This window comes from Pseudarthrobacter sp. Pseusp20, from assembly GCF_059492155.1.
The window spans coordinates 1,283,841-1,302,433 of sequence record NZ_CP168521.1; the positions used below are offsets into that span (position 1 = coordinate 1,283,841).

Consider the following 18,593-nt stretch of genomic DNA (forward strand, 5'->3'; position numbering starts at 1 on the left):
CTTCGAAGCCCTGGGGCGCTACCTACATCACTGCAACGACGGAGAAAACATGCGGACGTACAGAGTGGCCATCGTGGGAACCGGCGGGATCGCGGCGGTCCATGCTGACAACCTGGCCCGGACAAACGGCAGGGCGGAGCTGGTGGCGGCATGCGACGTGGACCAGGGCCGGCTGGATGCCTTCGCGGAGAAGCACAGCATCCCTGGTATGTACCTGAGCCTGGCCGATCTTCTGGCAGAGGCCAAACCGGACATTGTCCACCTCTGCACGCCGCCCATGTTCCACATCGGCCAGGCCATCGAATGCCTCGAAGCAGGCGTCCATGTCCTCTCCGAAAAACCCCCGGCGCTAAGCCTCGCTGACTTCGACCGGCTGGAGACCGCCCAGGCAAAGGGCGGCGCCCAGTTCTCTTGCGTCTTCCAGCACCGGTTCGGGGATGCGGCAGCCGCGGCCCGCCGGCTGATTGGCGGCGGTGACTTCGGCCGTCCCTTGGTGGCCCGGTGCGACACCCTCTGGTACCGGCCGGACAGCTACTGGGAACTTCCCTGGCGCGGAACCTGGGAAGCCGAGGGCGGCGGGCCCACCATGGGTCACGGCATTCACCAGTTCGATCTGCTGTTGCACCTGCTGGGTCCGTGGGAGGAAATCACCGCCATCGCCAGCCGGCAGGCACGGCCTACTTCCACTGAAGACTTGTCCGCCGCCCTGGTCCGGTTCAGTAACGGAGCCGTGGCCACCATTATCAACTCGCTGCTCTCGCCGCGGGAAACCTCGGACATCCGCATCGACTGCGAATTTGCCACTGTGGAGCTGAGCCACCTCTACGGCTACAGCACGGACAACTGGACCATTACGGCAGCGCCCGGCCACGAGGACCAGGTAGGAACAGCGTGGAACGGCGAGCCCTTGGATCAGGGAAGCGGACACGCGGCCCAGTTCCTGGCCATGTATGGCGCGCTCGACGCCGGCCGCCCTCTTCCGGCCGGGGCAGACTCCGCACGGCAAACTCTGGAGTTCGCTGCCGCCCTCTACGCCTCCGCCTTTACCGGAAAATCCGTGCACCGCGGCGAGATCGTCACCGGCCACCCCTTCTACGGGGGCATGGACGGCGAAGGGCTGGGCGCGAAAGTCCTCGAGGAGACAGCATTCAACCTGACCGCCCTCAAAGCCACCAGCGTCTGAGCCCATACCCAAGGAGGCACCACCATGACCACCCCCACAGCAGCGTCCCTTTCCGCTGTGTCCGCGGCATCACTCAGTTTCCACGACGATGGAGCGGCCCTCACCTTCACAGCCAAAGGCAGGCCTATCGCCACCTATACCTACAAGCCCACGGACGACCAGTACGAGAGTCCGCGGCCGTTCTTCCATCCGCTGACCACCCTGGGCGGGGACGAGGTGACAATTTCCCGCCCGTGGGACCACGTCTGGCATAAGGGACTTTCCTGGGCGCTGCCCAACGTGGGCAAGCACAATTTCTGGGGCGGAGCCACCTACACACGCGCCACGGAGTACGCCAACCTGGACAACAATGGTGCCATGACCCACGGATCCTTCACGGGCATCGACCAATCCGGCCCCGGCATCACGGCGTCGGAATCCCTGACCTGGACCTCGCAGGAAGGGGAACCGGTCATTGCGGAGAGCCGCCGGTTCAGCCTCCGGTTGGTGGAAGACGCTGCCACGGAGAACAGCGAAACCGAGGGGGCATACGCCATCCTCTTTGAGACCAGGATGAGCAATATCTCCGGCGAAGAGATCCGCATCGGCAGCCCCACTACGGAAGGCCGGCACAACGCCGGATACGGTGGCCTCTTTTGGCGCGGCCCCAGGTCCTTTACAGGCGGCGTGTTCCGCAACCAGGAGGATGCGGGTACGGACGAATTCATGGGCACCCGCTCGCCGTGGATCGCCTTCACCGGTACGCATGACGTCACCTGCCGGGCCTCCACCATCGCGTTCGTGGAGGACGGAAATAACCCCGGTGCACCCAACCAGTGGTTTGCCAGGTCGTCCATGTTCGCGTGCCTGGGCTCAGCCCCCTTCTTCAGCGAGGAGGTGCCCCTCCGTGAAGGTGCGCCGCTTTCCTACCGCTACGCCGTGGTGATTGCCGATGGCGGTGTGGACGCCGAACGCGCCCAGGCGCTGGCGGATGCTGCGCAAGCAGCGCTTCGCGATTGGGCGTAACGGATGGCCTCAACGTTTCCGGGCGCCACTGGGCTCTCCGAAATCAGCATCTACGACTGGCCGGGCGCCGACGGTGCAGCCGGCGGGTCGCCGCACGTGCACACCGCTTCCACGGAGGCGTACGTGGTGCTCCAGGGAATCGGCAGGCTGGAGACACTTGACTCGCGCGGCTTCACCTCGACACCGTTGGCGCCTGGGGTGGTGCTTTGGTTTACCCCCGGCACCGTGCATCGCGCCATCAATGATTCGGGTGACCTGAAGGTCCTTGTAGTCATGCAGAATGCCGGGCTGCCCGAACACGGCGACGCCGTGATGACATTTCCGCCCGAGTACTTTGCGCACGCGGAAAAGTACCGGAGCGCAGCGGCGCTGGAACACAAGGACGCCGACGCTGGGCCGGACGCGGGCGAGCACGCCGCGCGCCGCCGTCGTGATTTGGCCCTGGAAGGTTACTTTGCGCTTAAGCAAGCCGTGCTGGTTTCCGGTCCGGCAGCACTGGCCGACTTCCATGCTGCCGCTGCCCGTCTGGTCTCGGACAGGACCAGCGCCTGGGCAGACGTTCTGGCGGAGGGAGCTGCCCGCCAGGCGGAAGTCACCCGGCAGCAGCTGGCCTCTCTGGACACGGCAGAAAGTATCTATCTGTCCGGTGCGCGAACTACGATGGGAAAACGGGAAAACCGCAGAATTTACGGCATGTGTGGCCGGATCCAGACGTGGGAACTTTCCGATACATAGCACCGGGCGCGTGACCCGGGTGAGAGGGCGGTTTCCGTGGTGAGCAAGCAGGACACCAGGCGCGCGACGATCAGTGAGATTGCCCGTGAAGCAGGGGTTTCGGTTCCCACCGTGTCCAAGGTGCTGAACGGGCACGCGCACGTGGCGGCAGAGACGCGTGCCCGGGTGGAGGAGATCATTGCCCGGCGCGATTATGCGCGCCGCCCTGCCAAACGCAGGCAAAAGGCCGGCCTGGTGGACCTGGTGTTTCCGGGGCTGGGCTCGGAATGGGCCCTGGAGATCATCGAGGGCGTAGAACGTGTGGCACAGGACGCCGGCTACGGGACTGTGGTCAGCAGCCTGAGCCTGGACGGCTCGCGCATCCGGCCGTGGCTGGCCAACCTCGCGGAGCGGAAATCGGATGGGCTGCTCATGGCCGTCTACCAGTTGGATGCCAAGCAAATCCAGCGGATCAAGTCCTTGGGGATACCTGTGGTGCTGATCGATCCTGTGGGCCAGCCTGGCCCGGACCTGATGACAGTGGGGGCGGCGAATTGGGAGGGTGGCTATTCGGCCACGGAACACCTTTTGCAGTTGGGGCATAAGCGGATCGCCATGATCGGCGGCCGCGAGGACCTGCAGTGCAGCAGCGCCCGAGAGGATGGCTACATCTCGGCACTGCGCCGCGCGGGCATAGCCCTGGACACGGCGTTGATGGTTCCCGGCGACTTTTCCATCGAAGCGGGCGAGGCTGCAACCCGCAAGCTGCTGGAGTTGTCGGACCGTCCGACGGCGATCTTCACCGGCAACGACGACCAGGCCTTGGGTGCGTACCGGGCTGCGCGTTCCGCCGGGCTCCGCATTCCCGAAGACTTGTCCGTCATTGGGTTTGACGACATTCCGGCGGCCGAGTGGATCGAGCCGGGGCTGACCACGATCCGGCAGCCGGTAGTGCAGATGGCCGAAACTGCCATGCGCGCCCTGCTCCGGCATCTGGATGGTGACGAGGAACTGCCGCAGCGGATCGAGCTCGGCACCGAGCTGGTGGTCCGGGGTTCCACTGCCCCGCCGGCTAAAAAGTAGTCCGCACCCTCCGGCGCCCGCTCCCTTTTGGCAGCTTCTTTTAGGGTTTGTGCGCGTCCCGGATGTCCGCAGGGGTCTGGCCCTGCATCACCCAGCGGTTGCCGTCGGGATCGGTGAAGTAGGCGAACAGGACGCCGCCCAGGTCCTGGATTTCGCTGATGTCCGCGCCCCGCCTGACCAGTTCGGCCCGGACCTCGGTGATGTCCGGAACCACCAGTTGCAGTCCCTCCAGGCTGCCCGGCGTCATGGCGGTCATCCCGGTGCCGATGACTACTGATGTGGGCGAACCCGGGGGAGTCAGCTGGACCACCCTCATGCCCGGAATGTGTTCCACGTCGTGGTCCAGGACGAAGCCAAGTTTTTCGGTATAGAACGCTTTCGACCTGTCGACGTCGGAAACCGGGACCTGGACAACCTCAAGACGCATCTGCATCCGGCCACTCTATCTTTGCGGCTCACGCAAGGGAATGGGAGCCGAACAGACGGGTTTAGCCACGCGAAACCGCGAATTATGAAGCACTCACACGGTATTGCGTAGGGCTTTCCTCAAGGTCCGATCAAGACTTGCTGAATGTTGGCCGAGGACGCGCAGGACGCCCGTTTTCGGTTTCGGTTGGACCATAGGCTCATGACGATGAGTTTGTCGGGCTTAGCAGCAGGCCCGCCAAATGTGGGGTCCCCTTATGGGGACCCCGTGAAAATGGGGAAAGAATGCCCGACCACGACACCCTTTTCGGGTTTGTTCCACCTGCGGCGGCACCGAAGCCGCCGCGGAAACCACGCATTTCAACGTTTATTGTTGCCGGCATCACCGCACTGTTCATGCTTTTGGGCGCGCTGAGCGGCGGAGTGGGCGGAGCCCTGGTTTTCCTGGGCATTTCAACCGCACTCACCGGCCTTTATGTCCTGCTTACAGGGCGGCGCTCCTGGGCCTGGCTCCCGGCGCAACGCAAGGCCGGCGCCATCGCGATCGCCGCGTCCCTCGCCCTCTTCATCGGCGGGGCCGTCGCCTTGCCGCACGTTGCCAGCGCAGACCTGGAGGCAGCCTCCTCGGAGAGCGCCGCCAAGGTGGCGTCCGCCAAAGCGAGCCCAACCGCCACAGCCACGGCTTCGCCGTCGTCCACGCCCACTCCCACCGCTGACAGCACTGGTGAGCCGCTGGACCCGGAGAACCCGGCCGTCCTTGCCGCCGGCGTCACCGCCACCGCCCCCAACGCGCAGCCGGCCTACGCCACAAAGGCGGTCGATCTGTTGGCCACCCTTTCCATCAAGGGCCGTGCGCCGAAAACGGGGTATGACCGGGCGCAGTTCGGCCAGGCGTGGCTGGACGTGGACCGCAATGGCTGCGATACCCGCAACGACATCCTCCGGCGGGACCTCACCGGCATCACTTACACGAACAGTGTTCCCTGCAAAGTCCAGACAGGGACCCTGGCGGATCCCTACACGGGCAAGACCATCAGTTTTGTCCGTGGCTCGGGGACCAGCACTGCCGTGCAGATCGACCATGTGGTGGCGCTGAGCGACGCGTGGCAGAAGGGCGCGCAGCAGTTGACCACCGAGCAGCGGACGGCGTTCGCGAATGATCCGCTGAATCTCCAGGCAACGGACGGCCCCACCAACCAGCAAAAGGGCGACGGCGACGCGGCCACCTGGCTGCCCCCGAACAAGCCCTTCCGGTGTGAGTATGTGGCCCGGCAGATCTCGGTGAAGGCGACATATGGGCTGTGGGTGACCCAGGCGGAGCACGACGCGATGGCCCGCATCCTCGGTGACTGCTCCGGACAGTTGGCTCCGACCAGCCAACAGTCCCCGGCTCCCGCACCGGCGGTGGCTGAACCGGCGCCTGCCGCGGCTGCTCCTGCCCCGGCGGCGGTTGCCCCCGCACCGGCACCGGTCGCTCCGGCGCCCGCGCCCGTTGTCCCGGCGGCACCTGCGCCGGCTGCACCCGCACCTGCTCCCGCCGCACCGGCACCTGCCGCCGTCTACTACGCCAACTGCACTGCGGCGAGGGCTGCGGGAGCTGCGCCGCTCTACGCCGGCCAGGCCGGCTACCGGTCCGCACTGGACCGCGACTCCGACGGCATCGCCTGCGAGTAGGCCCGTTCTTGTCCGGACTCTCCGGACGCGATTTCAACACCATCACACGCATTCCTAGGGGGGATCATGAAAACAAGTCCCATGCCTGCCGCAGGCAGGTTGAAGAAGACGCTGGCTCTGGCTGTGCTTGCCGGCCTCATGCTGACGGGCTGCGGCGGCAAGCAGGCGGCGACGCAGCCTGCAGCAGCCGCAACCTCTGTTGCGCAAACGACCGAGACCGTCACCGTTCCGTCCGTGACGGGTTTGGCCCTGGACAAGGCCACGGACCAGCTGAAAGACCTTGGGTTTGAAGTTGATGCCAAGGACACGGCCCACGGCAAGTCGATCATGGTCAAGAGCAACTGGCAGGTGACCACCCAGGACCCAGCCAACGGTGCAAAGGCTGACAAGGGGTCCACGGTGCATCTCGGCGTCAAGAGCCTTGACGATCTTGCGGCGGAGAAGGCTGCGGCCGACAAGGCGGCAGCTGACAAGGCCGCGGCCGAGAAGGCGGCTGCTGCTGCGAAGGCGGCCGCTGAGAAAGCCGCTGCCGACAAGGCCGCCGCCGATCAGGCAGCCGCTGCGAAGGCTGCCGCCGACCAGGCTGCGCGGGATGCAGCTGCCAAGCAGGCCGCGCAGGCTCCCGCACCTGCTCCTGTGGCAGTTCCTGCCGCACCAGCCCCCGTGCAGGCTCCGGCAGCTGCCTACTACGCCAATTGCACTGCAGCCAAGGCCGCGGGTGCGGCGCCTTTGTACAGGGGACAGGCGGGGTACAGCTCTTCCCTTGACCGCGACGGCGACGGCGTCGCCTGCGAGCGTTAGCCAGGCGGGGCAGTGCTAAGGCGAGCCGCGGATCCTCCTTTCCGGAGGTATCCGCGGCTCGTGGCTTTAAGGGCCAACCGAGGGAATTGAGGTCGGGGCCGGAGATGGGGGAGGCCAGACAGCATGTGCGGCAGCACACACCAGGGAATTACGACGGCGGGAGGCCGCTTGGGTGCCCCGACGGCCGTTCCTGCCCCGGGATTCCGCGGATCTTCACCCGCTAGGGGGTCGATTTGCGGTTGGGTGTGGGGGCGGGTATTGTTTTCTGAGTCGCCGCCGCTGAAGCGGAAAGATAGCGGCCAAACCCCTTACTGAACGGCCTGGAAATGGTTCGCCTCTTGGCGTGCCGGACGCGGGTGGGGCTGGTTTTCGAGTGGAGTGGATCGCGGTAACGCTGATTTGCGAAGATTGTTGGAACCGGGTAAGTTTGGAAAGTTGCTCCGGAGCGAGCCTGGACGTTGGTTTGGGTGGTGCCGGGTGTGTCTGTTGTTTGAGAACTCAATAGTGTGCCAAGTTTGTTGATACCGATTATGTATGTAATTGGTTGATTGTGCTGTGCCGCCACCCCGTGGTGTGCATGGTGTTTTTAGCTGGTTTCAAATTTTGTGCAGCTGTTTCTGCCGTTATTTCCGGTGGTTGTGGTTGTGTCTGTTTTTGTTTTACTTCAACGGAGAGTTTGATCCTGGCTCAGGATGAACGCTGGCGGCGTGCTTAACACATGCAAGTCGAACGATGATGCCAGCTTGCTGGTGGATTAGTGGCGAACGGGTGAGTAACACGTGAGTAACCTGCCCTTGACTCTGGGATAAGCCTGGGAAACTGGGTCTAATACCGGATATGACCTTCCATCGCATGGTGGTTGGTGGAAAGCTTTTGTGGTTTTGGATGGACTCGCGGCCTATCAGCTTGTTGGTGGGGTAATGGCCTACCAAGGCGACGACGGGTAGCCGGCCTGAGAGGGTGACCGGCCACACTGGGACTGAGACACGGCCCAGACTCCTACGGGAGGCAGCAGTGGGGAATATTGCACAATGGGCGAAAGCCTGATGCAGCGACGCCGCGTGAGGGATGACGGCCTTCGGGTTGTAAACCTCTTTCAGTAGGGAAGAAGCGTAAGTGACGGTACCTGCAGAAGAAGCGCCGGCTAACTACGTGCCAGCAGCCGCGGTAATACGTAGGGCGCAAGCGTTATCCGGAATTATTGGGCGTAAAGAGCTCGTAGGCGGTTTGTCGCGTCTGCCGTGAAAGTCCGGGGCTCAACTCCGGATCTGCGGTGGGTACGGGCAGACTAGAGTGATGTAGGGGAGACTGGAATTCCTGGTGTAGCGGTGAAATGCGCAGATATCAGGAGGAACACCGATGGCGAAGGCAGGTCTCTGGGCATTAACTGACGCTGAGGAGCGAAAGCATGGGGAGCGAACAGGATTAGATACCCTGGTAGTCCATGCCGTAAACGTTGGGCACTAGGTGTGGGGGACATTCCACGTTTTCCGCGCCGTAGCTAACGCATTAAGTGCCCCGCCTGGGGAGTACGGCCGCAAGGCTAAAACTCAAAGGAATTGACGGGGGCCCGCACAAGCGGCGGAGCATGCGGATTAATTCGATGCAACGCGAAGAACCTTACCAAGGCTTGACATGAACCGGACCGCTGCAGAAATGTGGTTTCCCCTTTGGGGCTGGTTTACAGGTGGTGCATGGTTGTCGTCAGCTCGTGTCGTGAGATGTTGGGTTAAGTCCCGCAACGAGCGCAACCCTCGTTCTATGTTGCCAGCACGTGATGGTGGGGACTCATAGGAGACTGCCGGGGTCAACTCGGAGGAAGGTGGGGACGACGTCAAATCATCATGCCCCTTATGTCTTGGGCTTCACGCATGCTACAATGGCCGGTACAAAGGGTTGCGATACTGTGAGGTGGAGCTAATCCCAAAAAGCCGGTCTCAGTTCGGATTGGGGTCTGCAACTCGACCCCATGAAGTCGGAGTCGCTAGTAATCGCAGATCAGCAACGCTGCGGTGAATACGTTCCCGGGCCTTGTACACACCGCCCGTCAAGTCACGAAAGTTGGTAACACCCGAAGCCGGTGGCCTAACCCCTTGTGGGAGGGAGCTGTCGAAGGTGGGACTGGCGATTGGGACTAAGTCGTAACAAGGTAGCCGTACCGGAAGGTGCGGCTGGATCACCTCCTTTCTAAGGAGCACCTCCAACTCTTCTGTGCTGGTGAATGCCGGTGTGGGGGGTTGTCAGGAAGCAAGCCCGCAGCATGGACGATTGTTCCGTGGCGGGTGCTCATGGGTGGAATATCAACAAATAGGTGCCTGGTGGCACGGACCGGTGTGGTTAGTACGAATGTTTTGTTCTTCTCTTCGGGGGAGGGCGGGTGTTCTGGAACGCGGCTGGTTTGGGTTGCTGGGTAGTGTTTGGCACACTGTTGGGTCCTGAGGCAACAGGGCCGGGGAGGGGTTGTTGCGGCTTTGGTCGTGGTGGTTCTTTGTCGGGTTTGTTTGTTTCTGGTTTCCCTGCCGTGACGTTCCGTGCGCCTGTTTGGGTGTGTGGGGTGTGTGGTGTGGGGTTGTTGTTTGAGAACTACATAGTGGACGCGAGCATCTTGTATAAGAAGCAATTTCCAAGATTAATGAACCTGGATCTGGCTGCGCTGTTGATGCCCTTTGGGTGTTGGGGTGTGGTTGGTTTCTGTGGTTCTCTCGAGAAATGTTTTTGATCTTTGTGGTCAAGTTTTTAAGAGCACACGGTGGATGCCTTGGCATTAGGAGCCGAAGAAGGACGTAGGAATCTGCGATAAGCCTGGGGGAGTCGATAACCGGACTGTGATCCCAGGGTGTCCGAATGGGGAAACCCCGCCGAGCGCGCGAGTGACTCGGTGACCCGTACCTGAACACATAGGGTGCGTGGGGGGAACGCGGGGAAGTGAAACATCTCAGTACCCGCAGGAAGAGAAAACAATAGTGATTCCGTTAGTAGTGGCGAGCGAACGCGGATCAGGCTAAACCGTTCCATGTGTGATAGCCGGCGGGCGTTGCATGGTCGGGGTTGTGGGACTTTCCATACCAGTTCTGCCGGGCTGGTGGGGTGTGATGTGCGCGCATAGGTGAACGGTTTTGAAAGGCCGGCCAGAGAGGGTGTTAGTCCCGTAACCGTAATGTGTTTGTACCGCCTGTGAGAGTATCCCAAGTAGTACGGGGCCCGAGAAATCCCGTGCGAATCTGTCAGGACCACCTGATAAGCCTAAATACTCCCTAATGACCGATAGCGGACCAGTACCGTGAGGGAAAGGTGAAAAGTACCCCGGGAGGGGAGTGAAACAGTACCTGAAACCGTGTGCTTACAATCCGTCGGAGCCAGTCTGATTCTGGTGACGGCGTGCCTTTTGAAGAATGAGCCTGCGAGTTAGTGTTACGTCGCGAGGTTAACCCGTGTGGGGCAGCCGTAGCGAAAGCGAGTCTGAATAGGGCGTGTGAGTGGCGTGATCTAGACCCGAAGCGAAGTGATCTACCCATGGCCAGGTTGAAGCGACGGTAAGACGTCGTGGAGGACCGAACCCACTTCAGTTGAAAATGGAGGGGATGAGCTGTGGGTAGGGGTGAAAGGCCAATCAAACTTCGTGATAGCTGGTTCTCCCCGAAATGCATTTAGGTGCAGCGTTGCGTGTTTCTTGCTGGAGGTAGAGCTACTGGATGGCTAATGGGCCCTACAAGGTTACTGACGTCAGCCAAACTCCGAATGCCGGTAAGTGAGAGCGCAGCAGTGAGACTGTGGGGGATAAGCTTCATAGTCGAGAGGGAAACAGCCCAGACCACCAACTAAGGCCCCTAAGCGTGTGCTAAGTGGGAAAGGATGTGGAGTTGCCCAGACAACCAGGAGGTTGGCTTAGAAGCAGCCACCCTTAAAAGAGTGCGTAATAGCTCACTGGTCAAGTGATTCCGCGCCGACAATGTAGCGGGGCTCAAGTACACCGCCGAAGTTGTGGCATTCACATTTTAGCTAAGCCCTTGTGGTTCAGGCGTGTGGATGGGTAGGGGAGCGTCGTGTGGGCGGTGAAGTCGCGGTGTAAACCAGCGGTGGAGCCTACACGAGTGAGAATGCAGGCATGAGTAGCGAAAGACGGGTGAGAAACCCGTCCGCCGAATGATCAAGGGTTCCAGGGTCAAGCTAATCTGCCCTGGGTAAGTCGGGACCTAAGGCGAGGCCGACAGGCGTAGTCGATGGACAACGGGTTGATATTCCCGTACCGGCGAAAAACCGCCCATGCTGAGCGGGGGATACTAACTGCCCGAAGCCTGCCCGAGCGCCCTTGTGGTGTGAGGGTTTTGGTGGAGCGCAGGACCTGATCCCGGGAGGCAAGCGTATTAACAGGTGTGACGCAGGAAGGTAGCCGAGCCGGGCGATGGTTGTCCCGGTCTAAGGATGTAGGGCGAGTGGTAGGCAAATCCGCCACTCATGGTGCCTGAGATCTGATGGGACCCCCGTTTGGGGGGATTTGGTGATCCTATGCTGCCGAGAAAAGCATCGACGCGAGGTTTTAGCCGCCCGTACCCCAAACCGACACAGGTGATCAGGTAGAGAATACCAAGGCGATCGAGAGAATTATGGTTAAGGAACTCGGCAAAATGCCCCCGTAACTTCGGGAGAAGGGGGGCCCCAACCTTGATACACCCTTTGCGGTGTGGAGGGGATCGGGGCCGCAGAGACCAGGGGGAAGCGACTGTTTACTAAAAACACAGGTCCGTGCGAAGTCGCAAGACGATGTATACGGACTGACTCCTGCCCGGTGCTGGAAGGTTAAGAGGACCGGTTAGCCGCAAGGCGAAGCTGAGAATTTAAGCCCCAGTAAACGGCGGTGGTAACTATAACCATCCTAAGGTAGCGAAATTCCTTGTCGGGTAAGTTCCGACCTGCACGAATGGAGTAACGACTTCCCCGCTGTCTCAACCATAAACTCGGCGAAATTGCAGTACGAGTAAAGATGCTCGTTACGCGCAGCAGGACGGAAAGACCCCGAGACCTTTACTATAGTTTGGTATTGGTGTTCGGAGTGGCTTGTGTAGGATAGGTGGGAGACGTTGAAGCCCGGACGCCAGTTCGGGTGGAGTCATCGTTGAAATACCACTCTGGTCACTTTGGACATCTAACTTCGGCCCGTAATCCGGGTCAGGGACAGTGCCTGATGGGTAGTTTAACTGGGGCGGTTGCCTCCTAAAAAGTAACGGAGGCGCCCAAAGGTTCCCTCAGCCTGGTTGGCAATCAGGTGTCGAGTGTAAGTGCACAAGGGAGCTTGACTGTGAGAGAGACATCTCGAGCAGGGACGAAAGTCGGGACTAGTGATCCGGCGGTACATTGTGGAATGGCCGTCGCTCAACGGATAAAAGGTACCTCGGGGATAACAGGCTGATCTTGCCCAAGAGTCCATATCGACGGCATGGTTTGGCACCTCGATGTCGGCTCGTCGCATCCTGGGGCTGGAGTAGGTCCCAAGGGTTGGGCTGTTCGCCCATTAAAGCGGTACGCGAGCTGGGTTTAGAACGTCGTGAGACAGTTCGGTCCCTATCCGCTGCGCGCGCAGGAAATTTGAGAAGGGCTGTCCTTAGTACGAGAGGACCGGGACGGACGAACCTCTGGTGTGTCAGTTGTACTGCCAAGTGCACCGCTGATTAGCTACGTTCGGATGGGATAACCGCTGAAAGCATCTAAGCGGGAAGCTCGCTTCGAGATGAGATTTCCATACACCCTCGGGTGTGAGAGGCCCCCAGCCAGACCACTGGGTTGATAGGCCGGATGTGGAAGCGAGGACTAACGACTCGTGAAGCTGACCGGTACTAATAGGCCAACAACTTACACCACACAGATACATACAAAACTCTGCTTGCGTCCACTATGTGGTTCCCAACCAACAACCCCCCAACACACGGGTTGTCACGGCACGGAACCACCACAACTGAAGAACAACACCACAATGTTGTAACCACCAAACTTCCCACCCCCGAACAAAACACCGGGCGGGCGGGTACAAGGGTTACGGCGGTCATAGCGTGGGGGAAACGCCCGGTCCCATTCCGAACCCGGAAGCTAAGACCCACAGCGCCGATGGTACTGCACCCGGGAGGGTGTGGGAGAGTAGGTCACCGCCGGACACACATTGGTCGAGGCCCCAACCACCAGGTTGGGGCCTCCCACATTTAACCCACCAACACCACAACACGATCCCGCACCTGGGCCCCGTGACGCGCCATCAGCTTTCGTCCCCTCACCGGTAACGCGTCACCAGGCCCCGCGCCACGACAGAAGACTCTCACGAAGTGATGAGGCGTGGCCGGCGAACGGGCCGGATGTGATGGCGCATCCCGCGGAAACGGGCAGGATGTGATGGCGCGTCACGGGTAGGAAGGGTAATAGGGGCTTCAGATTGTTGAACAATCCGAGTTTTTAGGGCATTCTTGGATGAACAGCAATCCGAGACGGAGATCACAATGCCCAGCATCGACCTGAACAGCGACGTCGGCGAGTCCTTTGGGAACTGGTCCTTCGGAGACGACGCGGCCATCTTTGAAAGCGTGTCCAGCGCCAACGTGGCCTGCGGCTTCCACGCCGGCGACCCTGTAGGCATCATGGCCACCTGCCAGGCCGCCGTGAAGGCCGGCGTCACCGTGGGCGCACACCCCGGTTACCGGGACCTGGCCGGCTTCGGCCGGCGCTTCGTGGACATGACCCCGGCCGAGCTGACCGCCGATGTGGTCTACCAGATCGGCGCAGTCCAGGCCGTGGCCCTCGCCGCCGGCACTGCCGTCCGCTACGTCAAGCCGCACGGCGCGCTCTACAACACCATCGTCACCCACCCGAAGCAGGCTGGGGCCGTTGTGGCAGCCATCCTCGCAGTGGACCCCACCCTGCCCCTTATGGTGCTCCCCAACTCCGAGATCCAGCGCCAGGCCGAAGCCGCGGGCCTGCGGACCGTGGCCGAGGCCTTCGCTGACCGTGCCTACAACCCGGACGGCACCCTGGTCTCCCGGCGCGAACCCGGCGCCGTGCTGCACAAGGTGGAGGACGTCGTCGAGCACGTCCTGCGCCTGGCCGGGGACGGCGTAGTCCGCGCCATCGACGGATCGCTGGTTCCCGTCCACGCCGAAAGCATCTGCCTGCACGGTGACACCCCCGGCGCCGTGGCAATGGCTGCCGCCGTCCGTGCCGCACTGGTGGACGCCGGCATCCGGATCGAAAGCTTCGCCTAGCATGGCCGCCACGCAGCAGCAGCGCACCGCCACTGCCCCTCGCCCGGAGCTGACCGGGATCCGGCGCGCGGGTGACCGGGCCATCCTGGTGGAGCTGTCCTCCCTCGATGCCGTCCTCAGCCTCCAGGCGCAGCTGACCGCACACCCGCAGCCGGGCCAGATCGACGTCATCGCAGCCGCATCAACCGTCCTTGTCACCGCGGATTCGCCCCAAGCAGTCCAGGCGCTGGCCGCGCACGTCCGCGGGCTGGACCTTGAGGCGCCAGCGGACACCGAGAGCGCGCTGGTCACCATCGACGTGGTGTACGACGGCGAGGACCTGGACGAGGTGGCGTCGCTCACCGGACTGGGCCGTGAGGGAGTGGTGGCCGCGCATGCCGGCCAGCTCTGGACCGCAGCCTTTGCCGGATTCGCACCGGGCTTCGCCTACCTCAGCGGCGAAAACCCCAGCCTCGAAGTCCCGCGGCGCCGATCCCCGCGCACGGCCGTGCCCGCCGGCGCTGTGGCCTTGGGCGGCGCGTACTCGGCCGTCTACCCGCGGCAGTCGCCGGGCGGCTGGCAGCTGATCGGCCGGACCGAAGCCGCCATGTGGGACCTGGACCGGGAAAATCCCGCCCTCATCCGCCCCGGCGATACCGTCCGCTTCAAGGCCGTCCGCAGCCACGCCATCATGACGGAACGGCCCAAAGCCCCCGCCAACCGGACGGCAGAGCACCAGGGCCACCCAGGCCTTGCCGTCCGCAAACCGGGGCTGCAGGCCACCGTCCAGGACCTGGGCCGGCCGGGCTTCGCCTCGCTGGGTGTCAGCAGCGCCGGCGCCATGGACCGCGGAGCCCTCCGCCGCGCCAACCGCCTGGTGGGCAACGCCGAAGGCGCAGCCGGCATCGAACTCCTCTTCGGCGGCCTCGAACTCGAGGCCCTCACCGACCAGGTCCTGGCCGTCGCCGGAGCGGCCGTCCCGCTGCAGATCACACCGGGGGCAGACTCAAAAGAGGACAGCCAGCGGACGACGGCGGCGCGGCACCCCGCGTGCGACGCCCCCTTCGCGCTGTTGGCGGGGGAGAGGCTGACCGTGGGCACCCCCACGGCAGGGCTCCGCTCCTACGTCGGCGTCCGCGGTGGACTCGGTGGCCCCGATGCTCTCGGCAGCCGCTCCACGGACACCATGTCAGGGATCGGCCCCGAGCTGCTCGGAGCGGGAACCATCCTGCCGGTGCACGCCGCCAAACCGGGCAGCGTGGTGGGCCACCCGGAAGTGTCCCCCCTTCCGATTCAGGACGGGGCGACCGTGCTGCGGGTGGTCCCCGGACCCCGGCAGGACTGGTTCAGCACCGACACGCTGCAGGACTTCCTGGCCCAGGAATGGACCGTCACGCCGCAGTCCAACCGGATCGGACTGCGCCTCAACGGCCAGCCGCTCAGCCGCAGCCGGGACGGCGAACTCGCCAGCGAAGGAACCGTCCGCGGCGCCGTGCAGGTGCCGCCGGAAGGCCAGCCCGTCCTGTTCCTCTCCGACCACCCGGTGACCGGCGGGTACCCGGTGATTGCCGTCGTCGTCCATGCCGACCTGGACAAGGCCGCCCAGCTTCCCCCGGGCACAACCGTCCGGTTCACCGCCGCAGCTCCTCCGGCAGAACTGCCCGAAACACCTAAGGAAAGCCCCCATGCGTAAAGTCCTCATTGCCAACCGCGGCGAAATTGCCGTCCGGATCGCCCGGGCCTGCGACGATGCAGGCCTGGAAAGCGTGGCCGTCTACGCCGACCCGGACGCCGACGCGCTGCACGTCTCCGCCGCCACCGAGGCCTACGCGCTGTCAGGCTCCCGGCCCCAGGAAACCTACCTGGACATCGACAAGCTCCTCGCCGTTGCGGCGAAAAGCGGCGCCGACGCCGTCCACCCCGGCTACGGCTTCCTGTCCGAGAACGCCGGCTTCGCCCAGGCCGTAATCGACGCCGGCCTGACCTGGATCGGCCCCTCCCCGGAGACCATCCGGCTGCTGGGCGATAAGGTCAGCGCCCGCGAGGTGGCGGTCCGGGCCGGCGCCCCGCTGGCACCCGGCAGCGACGGACCGGTGGCCAGCGCCGCGGAGGTCCGCGCCTTCGCCGAACAGGTGGGCCTTCCCGTGGCCATCAAGGCGGCGTTCGGCGGCGGCGGGCGTGGCCTCAAGGTGGTCCGGGACCAGGCCGACATCGAGGAAAGCTTCGACTCCGCGGTCCGCGAATCCCTGGCCGCCTTCGGCCGGAGCGAATGCTACGTGGAGAAGTTTTTGGACCGGCCGCGCCACGTGGAGGCCCAGGTCATCGCGGACACGCACGGCAACGTGGTGGTCGTGGGCACCCGCGACTGTTCGCTGCAGCGCCGCCACCAGAAACTCGTGGAGGAAGCCCCCGCCCCCTTCCTCACCGCTGAGCAGCGGGCCGCCATCCACGCCTCGGCCAAGGCCATTTGCCGCGAGGCGGGCTACGTCGGTGCCGGCACCGTGGAGTACCTGCTGGACGGCACGGGGTTCCTGAGCTTCCTGGAGGTCAACACCCGCCTGCAGGTGGAGCATCCCATCACCGAGGAGACCTCCGGGGTGGACCTGGTGGCCGCCCAGCTGTCCATCGCGGCGGGGGAGAAGCTTCCCATCCTCGAGGACCCGGAGCCGCGCGGGCACGCCTTTGAGTTCCGGATCAACGCCGAGGACCCGGGCCGCGGCTTCCTGCCGTCCCCCGGCACCGTGGAAACCTTCGAAGCCCCCACCGGTCCCGGGATCCGGGTGGACACCGGCGTCCGTTCGGGCTCGGTGGTCCCCGGGCAGTTCGATTCCCTGCTGGCCAAACTCGTGGTGACCGGGGCGGACCGCCAGCAGGCGCTCCGCCGCGCCCGCCGCGCCCTGCGGGAGTTCCGCATCGGCGGCCTGGCCACCGTGCTGCCGTTCCACCGCGCGGTGGTGGACGCGCCGGACTTCACCCGGACGGACACGCTGGGCGTCTACACCACCTGGATCGAAAACGAATTCACCACCGCCCTTGAGGCGGATCCGGCCTTCAGTCCCGCCGCGCCGGAAGAGCCCCGCCGGACCATCGGCATCGAGGTGGACGGCAAGCGGATGGAGCTGGGACTCCCCAAGGCGCTGCTGGATTCCCTGCTCGACGGCGGCGGCAGGGGACGCGCAGCGGCTCCGCAGGACGGCGGGGAGGCTGCGGCGGAGAAGAACGACGGCGACCTGCTGGCCACCATGGCCGGCACCGTGGTCAAGTGGCTGGCTGAGCCCGGGGCCAGCGTCGAGGAAGGCGAAGCGGTGCTGGTGCTCGAAGCCATGAAGATGGAGACGGCCGTGGCCGCCCACCGCGCCGGCACCGTCGGTGAGCTGTACGCGGCGGCCGGAGACGCCGTCGGGCCCGGGCAGGTGCTCACCACCATTTCCTGAACGCACCTCACGAGGGCATCCGCGCGAACACGCGGCACACCGCCAGGCTGAACCAGAGCTGGAGGTCGTGGAACCTGTCCCGGAGCAGGTGGCCGGTGAAGAGCCCTGACGGCTCCTGGTGCGCGGCCAGCCAGTCGCGCGCCTGGCCGGTTTTTTCCGTTCGAAGGCCGGGGTGGATGATGCTGATCGCGTCGAGGGCGGAAACGAGGTCCGTCATCCAGAAGGGAAAGCAGAACTCGGTCCAGTCGGAGACGCGGCCCTTATCCGGATAGGCGTCCGGCTCGAAGAAGCGGCCCGCCAGCATTTCCGCGGCCTTCTGTGCGGAGGTGCTTGCGCGGTGCGCGGGATGGGCCGCGTAGGCCCTGAGCACCACCCCGGTGATCAGGTGCGAGAACGGCTGCGACGGATCGCCGGTGATGGTCTGCGGCTCGTCCAGCGCGTCCAGCTTCCTCCCCCGGGTGCGGATGGGAAGGGCCCAGCCGCCGTCGTCCTGCCGCGACGCCTCAAGCCAGCTGAACGCGCGTTCCACGCGCGGGTGGTCGCCGTACCCCGCTTTGCACAGGAGCCCGATGAGGGCCGCCGTGTAGTTGGGAGACACCTGGTTGCCGTAAATCCCCCGAAGGTCACCTGGCTCGGACTGGTGTGAAAGCACATAACCGGCGGCCGCGGCGATGGCCGGATGCCGGCGGGTGAGCCCGAACATCTCCACGAGGAACCCGAGTTGCCGGTAGGTCTCCAGCAGGTCGTAATCCATGCGGTCCCGGGGCCGTCTTCCCGGATAGGCCCACGACCCGTCCGCCGCCTGGTGCCGCAGGATCCGGCGCGGGACCGGAAGGTCCCAGAGTGCCTCATCGGCCGCCGGGGTGGCCGGCAGCCCTCCCGGTCCGGGGACCAGCTCGCGGACGGCCCAGGAGCGCACGGCGGGGTGACCGCTGGACAGCAGCGGGGCGATCGGGTCGAACCGGAGGCCGTCAAGCCACGTCATGGTCACCATGATGGCGGAATACGTCCGGTGCGGACAGGGCACCGCTGTCCTGCCCGATATCGTGGTGC

11 protein-coding genes and 3 rRNA genes are annotated in these 18,593 nt (G+C 63.9%); 12 read left to right on the forward strand and 2 right to left on the reverse strand.

What is annotated here, in order from left to right:
• The first annotated feature begins 49 nt into the window (after nt 1-49).
• The 4 genes from ACEN9K_RS06100 to ACEN9K_RS06115 are packed head-to-tail and all read left to right on the forward strand — an operon-like array spanning nt 50 to nt 3,985.
• Nucleotides 50-1,183 carry a Gfo/Idh/MocA family protein gene (locus tag ACEN9K_RS06100; protein ID WP_056389436.1) on the forward strand — a complete coding sequence of 378 codons (1,134 nt, stop codon included), beginning with the start codon at nt 50-52 and terminating at the stop codon, nt 1,181-1,183.
• 24 nt (nt 1,184-1,207) lie between these two features.
• Nucleotides 1,208-2,188 (forward strand): DUF6807 domain-containing protein, encoded by a 981-nt coding sequence (locus ACEN9K_RS06105; protein ID WP_018771325.1) that lies wholly within the window; start codon nt 1,208-1,210, stop codon nt 2,186-2,188.
• 3 nt (nt 2,189-2,191) lie between these two features.
• Nucleotides 2,192-2,923 (forward strand): cupin domain-containing protein, encoded by a 732-nt coding sequence (locus tag ACEN9K_RS06110; protein WP_495635359.1) that lies wholly within the window; start codon nt 2,192-2,194, stop codon nt 2,921-2,923.
• Nucleotides 2,924-2,959: 36 nt separating this feature from the next.
• Nucleotides 2,960-3,985: a LacI family DNA-binding transcriptional regulator gene (locus tag ACEN9K_RS06115; protein ID WP_018771323.1), complete on the forward strand. Its 1,026-nt coding sequence runs from the start codon at nt 2,960-2,962 to the stop codon at nt 3,983-3,985.
• A gap of 40 nt (nt 3,986-4,025) precedes the next feature.
• On the opposite strand, the gene ACEN9K_RS06120 is transcribed toward ACEN9K_RS06115, so the two are convergent.
• Nucleotides 4,026-4,418: a VOC family protein gene (locus ACEN9K_RS06120; RefSeq protein ID WP_134165949.1), complete on the reverse strand. Its 393-nt coding sequence runs from the start codon at nt 4,416-4,418 to the stop codon at nt 4,026-4,028.
• Between the two features lie 278 nt (nt 4,419-4,696).
• Between ACEN9K_RS06120 and ACEN9K_RS06125 the strand changes: the two genes are divergently transcribed.
• The 8 genes from ACEN9K_RS06125 (at nt 4,697) to ACEN9K_RS06160 (ending at nt 17,540) form a co-directional block, all read left to right on the forward strand.
• A complete protein-coding gene (locus ACEN9K_RS06125) occupies nt 4,697-6,085 on the forward strand; it encodes a GmrSD restriction endonuclease domain-containing protein (protein WP_056389444.1) in 1,389 nt (462 codons plus the stop codon).
• A 66-nt stretch (nt 6,086-6,151) separates the two neighbouring features.
• Nucleotides 6,152-6,886, forward strand: a complete 735-nt coding sequence (locus ACEN9K_RS06130; RefSeq protein WP_495635360.1) for an excalibur calcium-binding domain-containing protein — start codon at nt 6,152-6,154, stop codon at nt 6,884-6,886.
• 664 nt (nt 6,887-7,550) lie between these two features.
• A 16S ribosomal RNA gene (locus tag ACEN9K_RS06135) occupies nt 7,551-9,073 on the forward strand.
• Between the two features lie 539 nt (nt 9,074-9,612).
• A 23S ribosomal RNA gene (locus tag ACEN9K_RS06140) occupies nt 9,613-12,742 on the forward strand.
• Between the two features lie 173 nt (nt 12,743-12,915).
• A 5S ribosomal RNA gene (gene rrf, locus ACEN9K_RS06145) occupies nt 12,916-13,032 on the forward strand.
• The 16S, 23S and 5S rRNA genes sit together here, the layout of an rRNA operon.
• 336 nt (nt 13,033-13,368) lie before the next feature.
• Nucleotides 13,369-14,127, forward strand: a complete 759-nt coding sequence (locus ACEN9K_RS06150) for a LamB/YcsF family protein (RefSeq protein ID WP_018770564.1) — start codon at nt 13,369-13,371, stop codon at nt 14,125-14,127.
• Nucleotide 14,128: 1 nt separating this feature from the next.
• Nucleotides 14,129-15,799 carry a 5-oxoprolinase subunit B/C family protein gene (locus ACEN9K_RS06155; protein WP_495635361.1) on the forward strand — a complete coding sequence of 557 codons (1,671 nt, stop codon included), beginning with the start codon at nt 14,129-14,131 and terminating at the stop codon, nt 15,797-15,799.
• Nucleotides 15,792-17,540, forward strand: a complete 1,749-nt coding sequence (locus tag ACEN9K_RS06160) for an acetyl/propionyl/methylcrotonyl-CoA carboxylase subunit alpha (protein ID WP_134165526.1) — start codon at nt 15,792-15,794, stop codon at nt 17,538-17,540. Before ACEN9K_RS06155 ends, ACEN9K_RS06160 begins: the two co-directional genes overlap by 8 nt.
• Nucleotides 17,541-17,547: 7 nt before the next feature.
• Here ACEN9K_RS06160 and ACEN9K_RS06165 read toward each other — a convergent pair whose 3' ends face one another.
• Nucleotides 17,548-18,525 carry a prenyltransferase/squalene oxidase repeat-containing protein gene (locus ACEN9K_RS06165; protein WP_495635362.1) on the reverse strand — a complete coding sequence of 326 codons (978 nt, stop codon included), beginning with the start codon at nt 18,523-18,525 and terminating at the stop codon, nt 17,548-17,550.
• Nucleotides 18,526-18,593 lie beyond the last annotated feature (68 nt).